Genomic DNA, 17,457 nt, shown 5'->3' with positions numbered 1-17,457 from the left:
TCCGGACGTCTGACTCATCGCGCGCCGGCAGGTCGGATCGCGGTGCTCTCCCTGATCTTCAGTTCGTAGCCGAGCGTCACCGATCGGGGAGGCCGTTCGTCGTCGCTCTGGCGTTCGGCGAGCAGCTGCACGGCCGCCTCGGCCATGCCGTCGAGATCCCACGCCACGGTGGTGAGCGGCGGCACGGTGAACGCTGACTCGTCGATGTCGTCGAACGCGGCGACGGCGATGTCCTCGGGCACACGGACCCCCGACATGTGCAGGCGGCTGAGCGCCCCCGCGGCGGTCACGGCGTTGAAGCAGAGCACCGCATCGGGCCGCTGACCGGATGCGAGGATCTCGGCCATCACCGCGTCGCCGTCGGCCCTGCTGTACCCGGCGCTCGGGAACCACAGCTCGGGCTCGGGGGTGACACCGGCAGCCTCGAGCCCCATCAGATGCCCTGAGTGCCGGAGCCGGGTGGTGCGCAGCTCGGAATCGGGAGTGATGCCGATCGTCGCGATGCGGCGCCTCCCGGTGTCGACGAGGTGCTCGGTGATCGCCTTCGCCGCGTCCACTCCCTCGGCGGCGACGTGGTCGGCCACCGGGTCGGCCTCGGGCTCCTCGAGGAGCACGATCGGAGTGTCCTTGCTCCGGCTCACGAGATCGATGGCGCTCAGCGCCTCGGGCTGCAGGATCATGCCGTCGACGAGGTAGGGCATGGACTGCACCAAACGATCCTCGGTCGCCTTGCGCCCACCGGTCTCTTCGATCAGCACCGTCCATCTCTGCGCGGCGGCAGCGGCGATGACGCGCCCCGCGAGCTGAGCGAAGTACGGATTGTCGAGAGTCGGCACGGCGAGCGCGATGAAACCGGTCCTGCCGCTGCCCATGCTGCGGGCGGACAGGTTGACGCGGTAGCCGAGCTCCTCGATCGCCGCCTGCACCTTCGCACGCGTCGTCTCGGACATGTACGGGTAGCCGTTGACGAAGTTCGACACGGTCTTCTCGGACACGCCGGCGCGCGCGGCGACGTCGGCGAGCCGGGGTCTCGGCGGGGTCATACGCGCTCCTTCCGAACAGAACTCTACAGCGCTGCAGAATGTCCTGGACAACGGTTCTACAGCGCTGTACGGTTCCACGCAACGGGATGCACCGAGGGATCCCCCGATGACGAGGAAGTCACATGAGAAGAGGCGTTCTGGCTGCCACCGCGCTCGCCGCGGTCGTGGCCCTTCCCCTTGCCGGCTGCACCGGCGGAGCTCCGGGAGGCGGTGGTGATTCCGACCCGAACACCATCCGGTTCCTCATCGGTCAGCCGGAGGACACGGCAGACCTCGACCTGACCAAGGCCGACATCGCCGCGTTCACCGAGGAGACCGGCATCGAGGTCGAACTCGACGTCGTCCCCTCCGAGAACATGCGGACCGTGCTGCAGACGCAGCTGCGCTCGGGCGAAGGCCCCGACGTCTTCGGCTACGACACCGGCCCCGGCTTCGCGGGAGCGCTCGAAGAGGCGGGGCTGCTCTACGACCTGACCGACGCCTACGCCGAGAACGACTGGCCCATCTACGACTTCGCGAAGGAGCGCGTCACCTTCGGCGGCAAGCTGGTCGGCATCCCGAACGAGATCGAGAGCGTCGGACTCTTCTACAACAAGACGATGTTCGACGAGCTCGGCATCGGGCAGCCTCAGAACCTCGCCGACCTCTCCGCGGCGGCCGAGACCATCCGCGACAACGGCACCATCCCCATGGCGATCAGCGACAAGGAAGGCTGGCAGGGCGGCCACCTGCTCAGCATGGTGCTCTCGAGCGAGGTCGGCGGCGACGCGGTCGAGGCGCTGATCGACGGCGAGAGCTCGTGGGATTCGCCCGAGGTGATCGACGCCCTCGACGTGCTGAGCAGCTACAACGCCGACGGATTCTTCACCCCGTCGCCGACGGCCGTCACCTACGACAACGCCAACGCGCTGTTCTACTCCGGTGACGCCGCGATCAACCCGACCGGCAGCTGGCTCGCGCAGGACATCGAGCGCAACGTCGACTTCGAGGTCGCCTACATGCCGTGGCCCTCGTCGGACTCGCCGGGCATCTTCAGCGGTGGACTCGGGTCCGGCCTGTTCATCTCGGCCTCCACGACCAAGGCCGACGCAGCCGTCGAGTTCCTCAACTGGAACCTCACTCCGGAGCACGGACGCTGGCAGGTCGAGAACCAGCAGAGCATCCCCGCGTTCCCCGTCGACACGGAGGGAATCGAGGCGACGCCGCTGTTCACGCAGATCCTCGCGGACGCGGCGAAAATCGCGGACGGCACCGGAGACTTCGGCTACAACGTCGACGTCCTGATGTCCGACACCTTCAACGAGGCCATGTGGGACGGCATCCAGGCCATCCTCACCGGTCAGAAGGACGCGGCGCAGGTCGCCGCCGACCTCGAGACCAACTACTGACAGTGACAACGGCAGCCCTCCCGGCAGCGACCGCGGCGACGCCCTTGAAGCGTCGCCGCGGGAGCGGGGGACCGACGAGCACCTCGCCCGCGGTCACCCGACGGGCGCAGACGCGCCTCGGTCTCCTCCTCGTCGCTCCCGTCATGATCATGACGGTCGTCTTCTTCCTCTTCCCGCTCGGCAACGCGCTCTACTACTCCGTCGTCGACTTCAACGGCATCAACCCGAACCCCGAGTTCGTCGGCCTCGCGAACTTCCAGGAGATGTTCCTCGACCCCGAGGTGTGGCACGCGCTCGGCAACAACTTCATCTGGATCATCGTCGGCACCGCCGCGCCGCTCATCATCGGCCTGCTGGTGTCCGTGCTGCTCTGGACGACGCGCACGGGAAGCCCGATCTACCGGGTCATCTTCTTCCTGCCCTACGTGCTGCCCGGAGTGGCGATCGGCATCGTGTGGGGCTGGATCTACGACCCAGTCAGCGGCTGGCTCAACCAGGCGCTCACCGCGATCGGACTCGGCGATCTCACCCGCGGCTGGCTCGGCGACCCGAACATCGCGCTCTACGCGGTGCTCGCCACCGCGGTGTGGGCCTCCACGGGCTTCGTGATCGTGATCCTGCTCTCGGCCCTGCGCAACGTCGACATCGAGCTCGTCGACTCGGCGAAGATCGACGGCGCGAACCCGGCGCAGCGGCTCTGGTACGTGATCCTGCCGCAGATCATGCCCGTCTTCCTGATGGTGCTGACCCTCACCCTCGTCGGCGGGTTCAGCGTGTTCGACATCATCTTCATCATGACCGGCGGCGGCCCCGCCGGCGCCACGAACACGATCGGCACGTACGCCTACAGCCAGGCGTTCGAACTGAGCCGCATCGGGTACGGCACGACGCTCGCGTTGCTCATCACCGTGCTGTCGGTGCCGTTCGCCGTCTTCCTCAACCGCCTGCAGCGGCGGCTCTCGCTCGATGGGACCGGTGCCTGATGACCAGCTCGACCCTCTCCCGCCCCGACACCGCGCGCGGCCCGCGCGACCGACAGCAGCGGAACGCCCCCACGGAGCTGCGACGCCCGCGTCCGCAGTTCGGTCGGCACCTGCTGCTGCTCGTGCTGGCGCTGTTCACCCTGTTCCCGGTGCTGCTCGTCATCTCCACGACGCTGAAGACGCCCGAGGACGTGCGGGTCAACCCGTTCGGGTTCTTCTCGACGATCTCGCTGCAGAACATCGTCGACGCGTGGACCGTCGGACGCTTCAGCGACTACCTGTTGAACAGCATCCTGCTCACCGTGCCGAGCACCGCGCTCGTCATCATCTTCTCGACGATGGCCGGCTACACCTTCGCGCGGCTGCCCTTCCGGGGACGCACGGCGATGTTCTACCTCGTGGTCCTCGGACTGCTGGTGCCGTTCTTCACCTACATGATCCCGCTGTACTTCCAGCTGCGCTCGATGGGGCTGCTCGACACCCTCGCCGGCGCCGTGCTGCTGCTCACCTCGACGGGGCTGTCGTTCGGCACCTTCTTCATGCGGGCGTTCTTCTCGGATCTCCCGATGGAGCTCGAGCAGGCGGCGCGCGTCGACGGGGCGTCGGAGCTGCGGATCTTCCTGAGCGTCATGCTTCCGCTCGCCCGCTCCGGCATCGGCGCGCTGACGGTGTTCACCTTCCTCGGCAACTGGAACAACTTCCTGATCCCGTTGCTCTACCTGCCCGGCGGCGACTTCCGTCCGCTGACCTCGGGCCTCTACATGTTCACCGGCGGCCGGTCGCTCGACATCGGGCCGCTCGCCGCCGGAACCCTGATCACGATCCTCCCCGTGATCGTGCTCTTCATCGTGCTCCAGCGTCAGGTGACGCAGGGGTTCCTCTCGGGAGCGGTCAAGGGCTGAGCCCGCGACCCGCCACCCGCTCATCAGCCACGGAAAGGAAACACCGCCAATGGGCCGCATGGTCAGCTTCACCTCACCCCGCCTCGCCTCGGTCATCGACGAGGACTCGCGTCCTCTCGAGTCCGACGAGGTCCGCATCGCCACCCTCTACTCCGGCATCTCCGCCGGAACCGAGCTCACGGCGTATCGCGGCACCAATCCCTACCTCAACAAGCGGTGGGATGAAGACCGCCGCCTGTTCGTCGACGGGTCAACGAGCTTCGAGTACCCGGTCAACGGCTGGGGGTACGAGGAGGTCGGCGAGGTGACGGAGGTCGGCTCCGCGGTGACCACGGTCGCCATCGGCGACGTGATCTGGGGCACCTGGGGGCACCGATCCGAAACGATCCAGAAGGTCGACCGGGCCGAGAAGCGCATCCTCGACAAGGGCGCCGACCCGCGGATCGGCATCTTCAGCCACATCGGCGCCATCGCCCTCAACGTCGTGCTCGACGCCGACATCCACATCGGCGAGACGGTCGCCGTCTTCGGGCTCGGCGTCCCCGGCCAGCTCGTCGCCCAGCTGGCGCGTCTGAACGGGGCCCGCGTCATCGGCGTCGACGGAGTCGCCGCACGCCGCGACCTCGCGCTCGAACTCGGCGCCGACGAGGTGATCGACGCGAGCGCCGGGGGAGTGGCGGAGCGCATCCGCGAGCTCACCGACAACCGCGGCGCCGACGTGTGCCTCGAGGTGACCGGCAACTACGCCGCCATGCACGAGGCCATCCGCTCGGTCGCCTACAGCTCGCGCGTCTGCGTCGCCGGCTTCATGCAGGGCGACGGGGTCGGCCTGCGTCTCGGCGAGGAGTTCCACCACAACCGCGTCGCCGTCATCGGCTCGCAGATCTCGGGCGTCGCTCCGGCGCTCCGTCACCGATGGGACGAGTACCGCCTGCAGCGCACGGCGATCGACCTGGCGGTCGCCGGCCGCCTGCAGGTGACTCCGCTGATCTCGCACACCATGCCGCTCGAGCAGGGCCGCGAGGCGTTCGAACTGCTCGATGGCGCCCCGCGCGACGTCCTCCAGGTCGTGCTCGACGCGAAGGCGGTCTGATCGTGGCGTTCAAGCTGGCTGCCCAGGAGTCGACCTGCGAGGGCGACACCCTGGAGGAGAAGTTCGCGTTCGCGAAGTCCGTCGGCTTCGACGGCATCGAGCTCTCCGGTCGCGGTAACGGCGTCTTCCTGTCCCGCGTCGACGAACTGAAGGCGGCGCGCTCCGCCGGGGTGGAGATGCCGAGCGCGGTCGCGCACGTCGACTACTTCATCGGCGACTTCGACCCCGATCGTCGACGCGCCGCGATCGACGAGCTGAAGGATCTCCTGGGCGTCGTCGCCGAGGCCGGCGGGCTCGGCTTCGTGACCCCGCACGCCTTCGGCCTCTTCTCGCGGCATCTGCCCCCGTTCACCCCGCCGCGCAGCGACGAGGAGTCGCGCCGCCTGCTGCTCGAGGCCCTCGACGAGGTCGCCCAACACGCCGCGGGACTCGGTGTCACCGCCTACCTCGAACCGTTGAACCGCTTCGAGGACTTCGTCGTCAACACGCTCGCCGACGCGAGCTGGTACGTCGACGAGATCGCCTCGCCCGGCCTCGCCGTGGTGGCGGACACCTGGCACATGTCCATCGAGGAGTCCGACATCGGCGCTGCGATCCGCGCGGCGGGCTCCCGCATCGGCCACGTCCAGTTGGGCGACAGCAACCGGCTCGAGCCGGGTGCGGGCCACTACGACTGGCCGCAGACCCTCGAAGCGCTCGACGACATCGGCTACGAGGGCTGGCTCGCGATGGAGTGCGGCCTCAGCGGCCCGGCGCGCGAGGTGCTCCCTCGAGTCGCCGATCTTCTCCGGCGGGTCTGACGATGCGGGTCACGGTGTGGAACGAGGGGGTCCACGAGCAGGATCCGACGATGCAGGTCCGCTATCCCAAGGGGATGCACGGCGCCATCGCCGGCGCCCTCCGGGAGCGCCTACCCGGCGTCGAGGTGCGCACCGCGACGTTGGCCGACCCCGGGCAGGGGCTGCCCGACGAGATCCTCGACACGACCGATGTGCTGCTCTGGTGGGGCCACGTCGCTCACGACGAGGTCGACGACGCGCTCGTCGCGCGGGTGAAGGAGCGCGTCCTCGCCGGGATGGGCCTCATCGTGCTGCACTCCGGGCACTTCTCGAAGATCTTCATCTCCCTGATGGGGACCACGTGCTCGCTGGCGTGGCGCAACGAGGGCGAACGGGAGCTCGTGTGGACCGTCGACCCCGGGCATCCCATCGCCGAGGGGGTGCCCCAACCGATCGTCATCCGTCAGCAGGAGATGTACGGCGAGCACTTCGACATCCCGCAGCCCGACGAGCTCGTCTTCATCAGCTCGTTCGCGGGCGGCGAGGTCTTCCGGTCGGGCGTCACCTACCGCCGCGGGCGCGGCAAGGTGTTCTACTTCAGCCCCGGCGATCAGGACTTCCCGGTCTACCACCAGCCCGAGATCCAGCTCGTCCTCGCCAACGCGGTCACCTGGGCGGCGCCGCCCGCCGAACGCGTCCTGCCCGCCGTCAGCAATCCGTCGGCCGAGTGGTTCCTGACATGAGAGTTCCGCTCGGGCTGCGCGGGACGAGCTGACGTGCACCGGCGGCGTCGGATGATGCTCGTCGCGGCGGCCGCCGCGGTGGTCTGCCTCGGCGTCGCCGGCTGCTCGTTCGAGCCGGAGCGCAGCGCTGCGGTCGACGTCGACCTTCCGGAGCCGTTCGCCCTCGATGCCGACTTCGCCGACCCGGACATCCTGTCGACGACCGAGGGCATGATCGCCTACGCGACGCAGTCGGAGGACGCGCACGTCCAGGTCGCCACATCGCCGGACGGGCAGCGGTGGACGCTGACCGACACCGACGCGATGCCGGTGCTGCCGGACTGGGTCCGAGCCGGCGACACGTGGGCTCCCGATGTGGTGGCGTGGGAGGGCGGTCACCTGCTCTTCCACACCAGCACCGACGACGCGAGCGGCGTGCAGTGCATCGGGGTGGCGCGCTCGCGGTCGGCGCTCGGCCCGTTCGTCGAGGTGGGGGAGGCGCCGCTCGTGTGCCCCACCGGTGTCGGAGCCATCGACGCCTCCTTCTTCGTCGATGTCGATGGCAGCGCCCACCTGCTCTGGAAGGTCGACGCGAACTGCTGCGGCGGCACCGGGGAGATCTGGATCGCGCCGCTCGACCACAGCGGGACGCGGCTCGAGGGCCCGGCGACCCTGCTGCTCAGCGCCGATACGCCAGGCGAAGGACGAGTGGTCGAGGCGCCGACGCTGGTGTGGAGGGACGGCCGATACGTGCTGCTGCACTCGGCGGGCGACTACTACACGCTCGAGTACTCGATCCGTTGGGCGTCGTCTTCGGCGCTGCTCGGCCCCTACGTCAAGGCGCCGCAACCGCTACTGTCGACGGAGAGCTCCGACTTCGCCTACATCGGTCCCGGCGGACAGGACGTCACCGACGACCGGATCTTCTTCCACTCCTGGGACGCCGGACACGGATACCGGGGGATGAGCAGCTTGGCGCTCACCTGGGACGGCTACCGGCCGCAGGTCGTGCTCGAACGCGCGCCCGACTGAGTCGGTGCGGGGCGGTCAGCCGCGCAGACCGAGCAGCGCCAGCACCTGACTGAGGTCGCGCACGTCGATGGCCACGTCGGCGGCCGCTCGCACGGCGGGCTTCGCGTCGAACGCGACAGAGAGTCCGGCGACCGCCATCATGGCGAGATCGTTGGCGCCGTCGCCCACCGCCACAGTGCGACCCATGGGAACGGCTGCGGCCGACGCCCACTCGATCACCGCGTCGGCCTTGGCGCGAGCATCCACGATCGGCCCGTCGACGGCTCCGGTCAGCCGGCCGTCGCGCACTGCCAGCCGGTTCGCGCGGTGGAAGTCGAGGCCGAGACGCTCGGCCAGCGGGTCGAGGAGCTCGTGGAACCCGCCCGAGACGACGCCGACGAGGCCCCCGGACCCGTGCACGCCGTCGATCAGCTCCGGGACGCCCTCGGTGACCCTGATCTGCGCGTACACCTCGTCGAGAACGCCGACCGCGAGCCCTTCGAGGGTCGCCACCCGTTCGCGCAGGCTCTCGGCGAAGTCGATCTCGCCGCGCATGGCCCGCTCGGTGACGTCGCCGACGAGTGCGCGGCTGCCCGCGGCGTCGGCGAGGAGTTCGATGACCTCGTCCTCGATCAGCGTCGAGTCGACGTCGAGCACCACGAGGGGACCCGGCACTGCCGCGGCCCGCTCTCCGGTTACGCCGATACCCGCTCTCCCTTGCCCACGACGGTGATACCGCTGTCGGTCACCGTGAAGCCGCGTGAGCGGTCGAGGTCGTGGTCGATGCCGACCCGCGCGCCCTCTTCGACCACCACGTTCTTGTCGAGGATAGCGCGAGAGACGACGGCGTTCGGGTACACGCGGGCGCGGTCGAAGAGCACCGAATCGGTGACCACCGCACCGGATTCGATCGTCGACCAAGGGCCGAGCACGCTGCGTTCGATGCGTGCGCCCGAGATCAGCGAACCGAGCGAGACGATCGAGTCGACCATCGTGCCATTGTTGCCGACCGAGTCGCGCACGAACTTCGCGGGCGGCGAGTTCAACTGCTGCGTGAAGATCGGCCATGACCGGTTGTAGAGGTTGAAGACCGGCAGCGCCGCGATGAGGTCCTGGTGGGCCTCGAAGAACGAGTCGATGGTACCGACGTCTCGCCAGTAGAAACGGTCGCGATCGGTGGCCCCGGGCACCTCGTTGTTGTTGAGGTCATAGACGCCCGCATCGCCGCGCGACACGAAGCCCGGGATGATGTCGCCGCCCATGTCGTGGTTCGAGCCCGGCAGGTCGGCGTCGGCACGGACCGCGTCGACGAGCGCGTCGGTGTTGAAGACGTAGTTGCCCATCGAGGCGAGCACCTCGCCGGGGGAGTCGGGGAGACCCTCCGCGTCCTTCGGCTTCTCGAGGAACTCGGCGATGCGGCTCGGGTCGGAGTGGTCGACCTGGATGACGCCGAACTGGTCGGCCAACGAGATCGGCTGCCGGATGGCGGCCACCGTCGCGCCGACACCCGAGGCGATGTGCGCATCGATCATCTGGCTGAAGTCCATGCGGTACACGTGGTCGGCACCGACCACGACCACGATGTCGGGCTTCTCGTCGTTGATCAGGTTGAGGCTCTGCAGGATCGCGTCGGCCGAGCCCGTGTACCAGCGCTTGCCGAGTCGCTGCTGCGCGGGCACCGACGCCACGTAGGCGTTCAGCAGTCCCGACAGACGCCAGGTCTCGGCGACGTGCCGGTCGAGACTGTGCGACTTGTACTGGGTGAGAACGACGATCTGCGTGAGCCCCGAGTTGATGAGGTTCGACAGCGCGAAATCGATGAGGCGGTAGGTGCCGCCGAACGGCACCGCCGGCTTCGCCCGGTCGGCAGTGAGCGGCATGAGGCGCTTACCCTCGCCGCCAGCCAGAACGATGCCGAAGATCTTCTTCGATGCCATGGGCTGAGTGTATTCCTACGATCCTGCGTTCCCCCAGGGAGCTTCCAGGAATCGGTCGCAGATCGCTGCGCTAGTTTGGTCCCCGTGCGAGTCGATCTGCTGACAAGGGAGTATCCGCCGGAGGTATACGGGGGAGCGGGGGTGCACGTCGCCGAGCTCGTCACGGCGCTGCGTCACGACATCGACGTGCAGGTGCGCTGCTTCGGTCTTCCTCGCAACGAGCCGAACACCCACGCCTATCTCGTGCCGCCTCAGCTCGCGAACGCGAACCCGAGCATCGCGACGCTCGGCGTCGACCTGCAGATCGCCCAGGACACCGCCGGCGCCGACCTCGTGCACTCGCACACCTGGTACGCGAACGCGGCCGGCCGCGTCGCCTCTCTGCTACACGGCATCCCGCACATCGTCACCGCGCACAGCCTCGAGCCGCTGCGCCCCTGGAAGGCGGAGCAGCTCGGCGGCGGATACCGCGTCTCGAGCTGGATCGAGCGGGAGGCGTTCGAGAACGCCGACGCCGTCATCGCCGTGAGCGAGGGCATGCGCCGCGACATCCTCCGTTCCTACCCGGCGCTCGACGAGTCGCGGGTCGAGGTCGTCTACAACGGCATCGACCTCGACGTGTGGGCCCCGCTGCACGACGACGACCTCGTCCGGTCGCTCGGCGTCGACCCGACCCGGCCCGCCGTCGTCTTCGTCGGACGCATCACCCGCCAGAAGGGGCTTCCCTACCTGCTCCGCGCCGCGCGTGCGCTGCCCGACGACGTCCAGCTCGTGCTCTGCGCGGGAGCGCCGGACACCGCCGAGATCCTCGCCGAGGTCACCGCCCTCGTCCGCGAGCTGCAGCAGGAGCGGGCCGGCGTCGTCTGGCTCGACCGCCTGCTCAGTCGCCAGGAGCTGTCGGCGGTGCTGACGGCCGCGACGGTGTTCGTGTGCCCGTCCATCTACGAGCCGCTCGGCATCGTGAACCTCGAAGCCATGGCCTGCGGGGCCGCCGTCGTCGGCACCGCCACCGGCGGCATCCCCGAGGTCGTCGCCGACCACGGGACCGGGCGTCTCGTCCCCATCGAACAGGTCGAGGACGGCACCGGCACGCCGATCGACCCCGACAGGTTCGTCGCCGACCTGGCCGGCACCCTCATCGAAGTGGTGTCCGATCCCGAGCAGGCGAAGCGCTACGGCGAGGCCGGTCGTCGCCGGGCGGAAGAACTGTTCAGCTGGACCCGGATCGCCGAGGACACGCGCCGCGTCTACCAGCGCGTACTCGGCGGTTGAGCCGCGTCCGCGTCGGTAGGGTTGACGCATGAGCACGGTTCTCGAGTTGTCCGACGTCACGGTGACCCGGAGCGGCACCACGATCCTCGACCAGGTGTCGTGGAAGGTCGACAGCTCTGAGCGTTGGGTCATCCTCGGACCGAACGGTGCAGGCAAGACCACGATGCTCCAGGTCGCGGCGGCGCTCATGCACCCGTCCCTCGGCACCGCGGACGTCCTCGGGCAGCGCATCGGCTCCGTCGACCTGTTCGAGCTGCGCCCCCGCATCGGCTTCGCATCCACCGCGATGGCCCGCCGTGTGCCCGCCAGCGAATCCGTCATCGACGTCGTCCTCACCGCCGCGTACTCGGTGACGGGACGCTGGAACGAGCAGTACGAGGAGCTCGACGTGCGTCGCGCCTCCCGCGTGCTCGCCGAATGGAAGCTCTCGCACCTCGAGCAGCGCCGGTTCGGCGAACTCAGCGACGGCGAGCAGAAGCGCGTCCAGATCGCCCGCGCCGTGATGACCGACCCCGAGCTCCTGCTGCTCGACGAGCCGGCCGCGAGCCTCGACCTCGGCGCCCGTGAAGAGCTGCTGCAGCTGCTCGGCGGATACGCGAGCTCACCGTACGCGCCGGGGATCATCATGGTCACCCACCACGTCGAAGAGATCCCGCCGGGCTTCACGCATGCGCTGCTGCTCGATCAGGGCAAGGTCGCCGCAGCCGGCCCCATCGGCGAGGTCATCACGTCGGAGGTGCTGTCGGGGACGTTCGGTCTGCCGCTCACCGTCGATGAGACCGACGGCCGCTTCACCGCTCGCGCCGCCGATCGCTGACACTCCGCCTGCTCGGCCTCGCCGGGTGCGCGGGCGGGTGCTATCCTTGTCTGTCGGCCCAGAGTCTGCGGACGCGCGGCCAGAAGTTTGTCCGTCTCCCATCTTTCGATCAAAAGGTTCTTTCATGAAGTCCGGTGCACACCCCGAGTACGCTCCCGTCGTTTTCCGCGACCTGGCCTCGGGTGAGACCTTCCTCACTCGTTCGACCGTTTCGAGCAGCAAGACCATCGAGTGGGAAGACGGCAGCACCTACCCGGTGATCGACGTCGAGATCTCGTCGGCCTCGCACCCCTTCTACACCGGCAAGCAGCGCATCATGGACAGCGCCGGCCGCGTCGAGAAGTTCAACCAGCGCTTCAAGAACTTCGGCAAGTAAGCCCGCCGAAGTTTCGAGCAGAGGAAGCCCCGCCGCATCAGCGGCGGGGCTTCCCTCGTTCCTGGGCACGCTGCGCTCTCGATACGCTCGTTCCTCGCTACTCGAGCCGTCTCGACACGGCGCTTCGCGCCTACTCGACGACCGAAATCCCGATCGTCGAGTAGCGACGAAGGAGCGTACCGAAACGGGTCGAGTAAGCGCAGCGCACCGAGACCACAGCGCTGCGCGAGGCGGCGGTGCCGCTACTTCGTGGTGGTGGCCAACTCGGCGCGGAGGGGCCACCCCGTGTGGCAGGTGAAGTCGGGATCCTTCACGCGGCGCATGTACTCGATGAAGCTCTCGGTCTGCTCGCGGCACCACCCGACCTGCAGGTCGTGCAGTTTGGCCGCCGAGACCCTCAGCTCCGCCGAGTAGCGACGTGCGAGCGCCTGCGCAACGCGACCCGCGGCGATGGCGTCGGCGCTCGCATCGTGGGCGTCGACCAGCGCCACCCCGTAGTACTCGGACGCCGCGGTCAGCGTGCGCTTGCCCTTGCGGTAGCGGTCGACGGCCTTGTCGATCACCAGCGGATCGATGACGTGCAGCGTGTCCTCGAGCTCGTCGTGACCGTGGCGCCGCGCCTCGTGGAGCAGCACCGTCAGGTCGTACGGGGCGTTGTAGACGACGACCGGAATGCCCCGCCCCGCGAGCGAGCGCAGGGTGTCGAGGATCTCGGCGACCACGGTCGACGCGTCGCGGCCCTCCGCACGGGCCCTCTCCGTCGTGATGCCGTGGATGGCCGACGCGCCCTCGGGGATCTCGATGCCGGGGTCGGCGAGCCAGTCATTGCGCTCGATCGACTCTCCGGCGGCGTCAAGGACGCCGATGTGGGCGCTGACGATGCGCGCGGTGGCGGGATCGATGCCGGTCGTCTCGAGGTCGAAGACACCGACGATCGACGCCCACTCGGGCACGTCGGGGGCGACGAACACCATCGGGGCGTCGGCTTCGAGCTCGGCCTCGATGACGAGCTCCTGCACAGGGTCGGCCCGGAACACGGTGCGGGGGATGACGCCACCGCCGGGGGCCTGCGTCGTCGCGCCGTTGAGCTCGTCGAAGTCGAGTCCGTCGAGGGTCAGATCTGCTGCCACGCGGTCAGGCTACGGGGCACCTCCGACCGGCCCGCGGATCACGCGCCGCATCGACGCAAACCGCAGACGCGAACCGCAGACGCGAACGCGGGATCAGACCGCGGGCTGCGCGTCGACGATCTTCAGCCAGTAGAAGCTCTGGCTGCCGAGCGTCAACGCGACCCCGCCTTCGGCGTCGATGCTCGGGAACTCGCCGCCGCCGAACAGATCGACGAGTCTCGCGCCGGCGTGCTCGGGCGCGGTGATGCGCACGCTGATCGGGTTGTGCGAGAAATTGAACACGCAGAGGATGTCCTCGGCCGCGTCGCCGACGTGCTGCCCGACGCCGGCGCCGGGGGAGCCGGCGTAGGAGCGGACGAACGCCAGCGCCGACTCGTGGTCGGTGTCCTGCACGTGCAGCGACCCGAGACCGAACGTGGGGTGCGCCTTGCGGGTGTGGATCACGTTGCGCACCCAGTGCAGCAGCGACCGCGACTGGGCGAGCTGCGCCTCGACGTTGACGAGCGTGTAGTTGTAGACCAGCGACTGCACGACCGGCAGGAACAGCTTGCCGGGGTCGGCCGACGAGAACCCGGCGTTGCGGTCGGGGGTCCACTGCATCGGCGTGCGGCTCGCGTCACGGTCGGGCAACCAGATGTTGTCGCCCATCCCGATCTCGTCGCCGTAGTAGAGGAACGGGCTGCCGGGCAGCGAGAACAGCAGCGCGTGCGCCAACTCCATCTCGGCGCGCGAGTTGTCGAGCAAGCTCGCGAGGCGCCGACGGATGCCGATGTTCGAACGCATCCGCGGGTCGTACGCGTACCAGCCGTACATCGCCTGCCGGTACTCCTCGGAGACCATCTCGAGCGTCAGCTCGTCGTGGTTGCGCAGGAACACGCCCCACGCGGCGCCCTCGGGGACGTCGGTGGTCTCCTTCAGGATGCGGATCAGCTCGCCGGAGGTCTGCGCCCGGAGCGAGTAGAAGATGCGCGGCATCGTGGGGAAGTCGAACGCCATGTGGCATTCGGGCTCCTCCTCGGTGCCGAAGAACGCGGCGACCTCGCGCGGCCACTGGTTGGCCTCCGCGATCAGGATGCGGCCCGGGTAGTCGCGATCGACCATGGCCCGCAGCTTCTTGATGAAGTCGTGGGTGGGCGGCTCGCCCTCGCCGTTGCCGTCCTCCGACTCGTAGAGGTACGGGATGGCGTCGAGCCGGAGGCCGTCGACGCCGAGGTCGAGCCAGAAGCGCACGATGTCGAAGATCGCGTCGTGCACGGCCGGGTTCTCGAAGTTGAGGTCGGGCTGGTGGGAGAAGAAGCGGTGGAAGAAGAACTGCCGACGCACCGAATCGAAGGTCCAGTTGGACTCCTCGGTGTCGACGAAGATGATGCGGATGTTCTCGTACTTCTCGTCGGTGTCGCTCCACACGTAGAAGTCGCCGAAGGGACCATCGGGGTCTTCACGGGACTGCTGGAACCACTCGTGCGCGTCGGAGGTGTGGTTCAGCGGGAAGTCCATGACGATGCGCATGTTGCGCTCGTGCGCCTTGGTGACGAGCTCGCGGAACTCGTCGATCGTGCCGAACTCCGGCAGCACTGCCTTGAAGTCGGAGACGTCGTACCCGCCGTCACGCAGGGGCGAACGGTAGAACGGCGGCAGCCAGAGCGCATCGACACCGAGCCACTGCAGGTAGTCGAGGCGGGCGGTGAGCCCGCCGAGATCGCCGGTCCCGTCTCCGTTGCTGTCGGCGAACGAGCGCACCATGACCTCGTAGAACACCGCGCGGCGGTACCACTGAGGATCGAGGGTGAGGCCTGGCAGTGTGATCGGTGCGGTGAAGCTCACAGCTCTCCTTCCGGCGGCGGAACCTCTCCAGTCTAGGTAGGTGCGAGTTGAATGCACCGAGACCGCCGCCTGAGCGAATGCCGAGTGTCTCCCGTGCGCACACGGCTCCGGATACCGGTCGGAGCGCACGTGCGGAGCGGCGGACCGACCGTAGACTCGACCCGATGAAGCAGGTCGTCTCGCCCTACGCCGCCGTGATGTCGCGCGAACCGGGGCGACGCTCCGACGTCGATCTGCTGGGCGGCACGACCGCCTACTGGGAGTACGGCGCCGTCGACGCGGTGCGGACCCTCGTGCTGGTGCACGGCTTCCGCGGCGACCACCACGGACTCGAGGCGGTCGCCGCGCACCTCTGCGCGATCGACCCGGGCCTGCGCGTCATCGCGCCGGACCTCCCGGGGTTCGGTGTCTCGACCCCGCTCGGCGAGGTCCGCCACGACATCGACGGCTATTCGACGTGGCTCACGGAGTTCCGTCGACACCTCGCCGTCTCGGACACTCCGGTGCTCGGCCACTCGTTCGGTTCGATCGTGGTGTCCGCGGCGCTCGCGTCGGGGATGACCGCCGAGCGCGCAATCCTGGTCAACCCGATCGCCGCGCCCGCCCTCTCGGGACCTAACGGCGTCGGCACCCGGCTCGCCGTCTTCTACTACTGGCTGGGCGCTCGACTGCCCGAGCAGGTCGGCTTCGCCGTGCTGCGGTGGGGTGCGGTGACGAGGGGCATGAGCGTCACCATGGCGAAGTCCCGCGACCGCGCCCTCCGACGGTGGATCCACGATCAGCACGACCGCTACTTCGGCGCCTTCGCGAACCGCGACGTGGTGCTCGACGCGTTCCGGGCGTCCGTGAGCAACGACGTCAGCGAATACGCGGCGAAGATCGGCATCCCCGTCCTCCTGATCGGCGCCGACCGCGATGACATCACCCCGGTCGCCGATGTGGAGAAGCTCGCGACGCTGTTCCCCGACGCGAGGCTCGAGATGCTGTCTGATGTCGGACACCTCGTGCACTACGAGCGCCCGCGGGAGAGCGCCGAGTCGATCGACGCGTTCCTCCGTGCCGCGGAGCCCGCGTCGTGAAGATCGTCTTCGACTGCCGGTACGTGCGGGCCGATGGACGGCACGACGGCATCTCCCGCTACTCCGCCGGTATCGTGGCCGCCCTCGGGCGCCTGCACGAGGTGACCATGCTGGTCAGCGACGAGCGTCAGCTCGCGCTGCTTCCCGACCTGCCGTGGGTGCGCACGTCGGCACCGACCTCGCCGCTCGAGCCGCTCGTCGCACTCAGGGTGAACCGGCTCGGACCCGACATCGTGTTCAGCCCCATGCAGACCATGGGCTCGTTCGGTCGGCGCTACCGGCTCGTACTCACACTGCACGACCTCATCTACTACCGGCACCGCACGCCGCCCGCGCAGTTCGCGTGGTGGTTGCGGCTGTTGTGGCGGGTCTACCACCTGGCGTGGTGGCCGCAGCGGGTGCTGCTCGACCGGGCCGACGCCGTGGTCACGGTGTCCGAGACCACGAAGTCGTTGATGACGGAGCACCGCCTGACCCGCCGTCCGGTGACGGTCGTCTACAACGCGGCCGACGCCACCGGAACCGTCTCGACGGCGCCGCGCCCGCGTCCGGAACAGGGCGTGCTCGTCTACATGGGCGCGTTCATCGCCTACAAGAACGTCGAGGCGCTGGTGCGCGCGGCGGCGCGGCTCCCCGGGTACGAGCTGCACCTGATGAGCAGGATCGCCCCCGCCGATCGGCGCCGACTCGAGGCGCTCGCGCCCGACGCCCGACTCGTCTTCCACGACGGGGTCAGCGACGAGGAGTACGACGCCGTGCTGCGCCGGGCGACCGCGATCGTGACCGCGTCGCTCGACGAGGGATTCGGCATCCCGGTCATCGAGGGGATGCGGGTGGGCACGCCGGCGGTGATCAGCGACATCCCGATCTTCCGCGAGATCGGCGGCGAGGCCGCCGTCTACTTCGATCCCACCGACGACGCGTCGATCGTCGACGCGGTCCGGTCGCTCGAGACGCCGGGGGAGTGGGAGCGCCGCTCGGCCCTGAGCCTCGAGCAGGCCGATCGCTTCTCGTGGGACCGTTCCGCCGAGGTCCTCCTCGAACTCCTCCGCGACGTCCACAACAGCGGGCAGCGCGCGGGCGCCTGAGAGTCGCCGACGG

At 68.8% G+C, this 17,457-nt stretch carries 17 protein-coding genes; 12 read left to right on the top strand and 5 right to left on the bottom strand.

Features of this window, described 5'->3' with window-relative positions; genetic code table 11:
- Positions 1-14: 14 nt before the first annotated feature.
- Positions 15-1,043 carry a LacI family DNA-binding transcriptional regulator gene (locus NGH83_RS07410; RefSeq protein WP_251855635.1) on the bottom strand — a complete coding sequence of 343 codons (1,029 nt, stop codon included), beginning with the start codon at positions 1,041-1,043 and terminating at the stop codon, positions 15-17.
- 122 nt (positions 1,044-1,165) lie between these two features.
- On the opposite strand from NGH83_RS07410, the gene NGH83_RS07405 reads away from it, so the two are divergent.
- The 7 genes from NGH83_RS07405 to NGH83_RS07375 are packed head-to-tail and all read left to right on the top strand — an operon-like array spanning position 1,166 to position 7,942.
- Positions 1,166-2,431, top strand: a complete 1,266-nt coding sequence (locus tag NGH83_RS07405; RefSeq protein WP_251855634.1) for an ABC transporter substrate-binding protein — start codon at positions 1,166-1,168, stop codon at positions 2,429-2,431.
- Positions 2,432-2,433: 2 nt separating this feature from the next.
- Entirely contained in the window at positions 2,434-3,414 is a 981-nt protein-coding gene (locus NGH83_RS07400) for a carbohydrate ABC transporter permease (RefSeq protein WP_251855633.1), read from the top strand.
- Positions 3,414-4,316: a carbohydrate ABC transporter permease gene (locus tag NGH83_RS07395; RefSeq protein ID WP_251858416.1), complete on the top strand. Its 903-nt coding sequence runs from the start codon at positions 3,414-3,416 to the stop codon at positions 4,314-4,316. The genes NGH83_RS07400 and NGH83_RS07395 overlap by 1 nt, the downstream gene beginning before the upstream one ends.
- A 49-nt stretch (positions 4,317-4,365) precedes the next feature.
- Positions 4,366-5,409: a zinc-binding dehydrogenase gene (locus tag NGH83_RS07390; RefSeq protein ID WP_251858415.1), complete on the top strand. Its 1,044-nt coding sequence runs from the start codon at positions 4,366-4,368 to the stop codon at positions 5,407-5,409.
- 2 nt (positions 5,410-5,411) lie between these two features.
- Entirely contained in the window at positions 5,412-6,209 is a 798-nt protein-coding gene (locus NGH83_RS07385) for a sugar phosphate isomerase/epimerase (RefSeq protein WP_251858414.1), read from the top strand.
- 2 nt (positions 6,210-6,211) lie between these two features.
- Positions 6,212-6,931, top strand: a complete 720-nt coding sequence (locus NGH83_RS07380; protein ID WP_251858413.1) for a ThuA domain-containing protein — start codon at positions 6,212-6,214, stop codon at positions 6,929-6,931.
- A gap of 33 nt (positions 6,932-6,964) precedes the next feature.
- Complete coding sequence (locus NGH83_RS07375) at positions 6,965-7,942, top strand: glycoside hydrolase family 43 protein (RefSeq protein WP_251858412.1); 978 nt, start codon at positions 6,965-6,967, stop codon at positions 7,940-7,942.
- Between the two features lie 15 nt (positions 7,943-7,957).
- Here the strand turns inward: NGH83_RS07375 and serB are convergent, their stop codons facing one another.
- Entirely contained in the window at positions 7,958-8,596 is a 639-nt protein-coding gene (gene serB / locus NGH83_RS07370) for a phosphoserine phosphatase SerB (RefSeq protein WP_251858411.1), read from the bottom strand.
- Positions 8,597-8,616: 20 nt separating this feature from the next.
- Positions 8,617-9,858, bottom strand: coding sequence for a glucose-1-phosphate adenylyltransferase (gene glgC, locus NGH83_RS07365; protein ID WP_251858410.1), 1,242 nt, complete (start codon positions 9,856-9,858; stop codon positions 8,617-8,619).
- 84 nt (positions 9,859-9,942) lie between these two features.
- Here glgC and glgA point away from each other — a divergent pair, with 84 nt between their 5' ends.
- From glgA to NGH83_RS07350, 3 genes are all read left to right on the top strand, one after another.
- Positions 9,943-11,130 carry a glycogen synthase gene (gene glgA / locus NGH83_RS07360; protein WP_251858409.1) on the top strand — a complete coding sequence of 396 codons (1,188 nt, stop codon included), beginning with the start codon at positions 9,943-9,945 and terminating at the stop codon, positions 11,128-11,130.
- A gap of 28 nt (positions 11,131-11,158) precedes the next feature.
- On the top strand, positions 11,159-11,947 hold the full coding sequence (locus NGH83_RS07355; protein WP_251858408.1) for an ABC transporter ATP-binding protein: 789 nt from the start codon (positions 11,159-11,161) through the stop codon (positions 11,945-11,947).
- Between the two features lie 124 nt (positions 11,948-12,071).
- Complete coding sequence (locus NGH83_RS07350; RefSeq protein WP_251858407.1) at positions 12,072-12,323, top strand: type B 50S ribosomal protein L31; 252 nt, start codon at positions 12,072-12,074, stop codon at positions 12,321-12,323.
- Positions 12,324-12,565: 242 nt separating this feature from the next.
- Here the strand turns inward: NGH83_RS07350 and NGH83_RS07345 are convergent, their stop codons facing one another.
- Both NGH83_RS07345 and treS read right to left on the bottom strand, forming a co-directional pair.
- Positions 12,566-13,453: a 3'-5' exonuclease gene (locus tag NGH83_RS07345; RefSeq protein ID WP_371872786.1), complete on the bottom strand. Its 888-nt coding sequence runs from the start codon at positions 13,451-13,453 to the stop codon at positions 12,566-12,568.
- A gap of 93 nt (positions 13,454-13,546) precedes the next feature.
- The gene (gene treS / locus NGH83_RS07340; RefSeq protein WP_371872785.1) at positions 13,547-15,277 is read right to left on the bottom strand and encodes a maltose alpha-D-glucosyltransferase; all 1,731 of its coding nucleotides are present in this window, start codon (positions 15,275-15,277) and stop codon (positions 13,547-13,549) included.
- Positions 15,278-15,441: 164 nt separating this feature from the next.
- On the opposite strand from treS, the gene NGH83_RS07335 reads away from it, so the two are divergent.
- Positions 15,442-16,356 carry an alpha/beta fold hydrolase gene (locus tag NGH83_RS07335; protein ID WP_251858406.1) on the top strand — a complete coding sequence of 305 codons (915 nt, stop codon included), beginning with the start codon at positions 15,442-15,444 and terminating at the stop codon, positions 16,354-16,356.
- Positions 16,353-17,444, top strand: a complete 1,092-nt coding sequence (locus tag NGH83_RS07330; RefSeq protein WP_251858405.1) for a glycosyltransferase family 1 protein — start codon at positions 16,353-16,355, stop codon at positions 17,442-17,444. The genes NGH83_RS07335 and NGH83_RS07330 overlap by 4 nt, the downstream gene beginning before the upstream one ends.
- The last annotated feature ends 13 nt before the right edge of the window (positions 17,445-17,457 follow it).

The sequence above is a fragment of the Herbiconiux sp. L3-i23 genome (assembly GCF_023734115.1).
Classification (GTDB): Bacteria; Actinomycetota; Actinomycetes; order Actinomycetales; family Microbacteriaceae; genus Naasia.
Note: the sequence above shows the minus strand (reverse complement) of the source record. Positions and strands in the feature narration are given on the sequence as shown.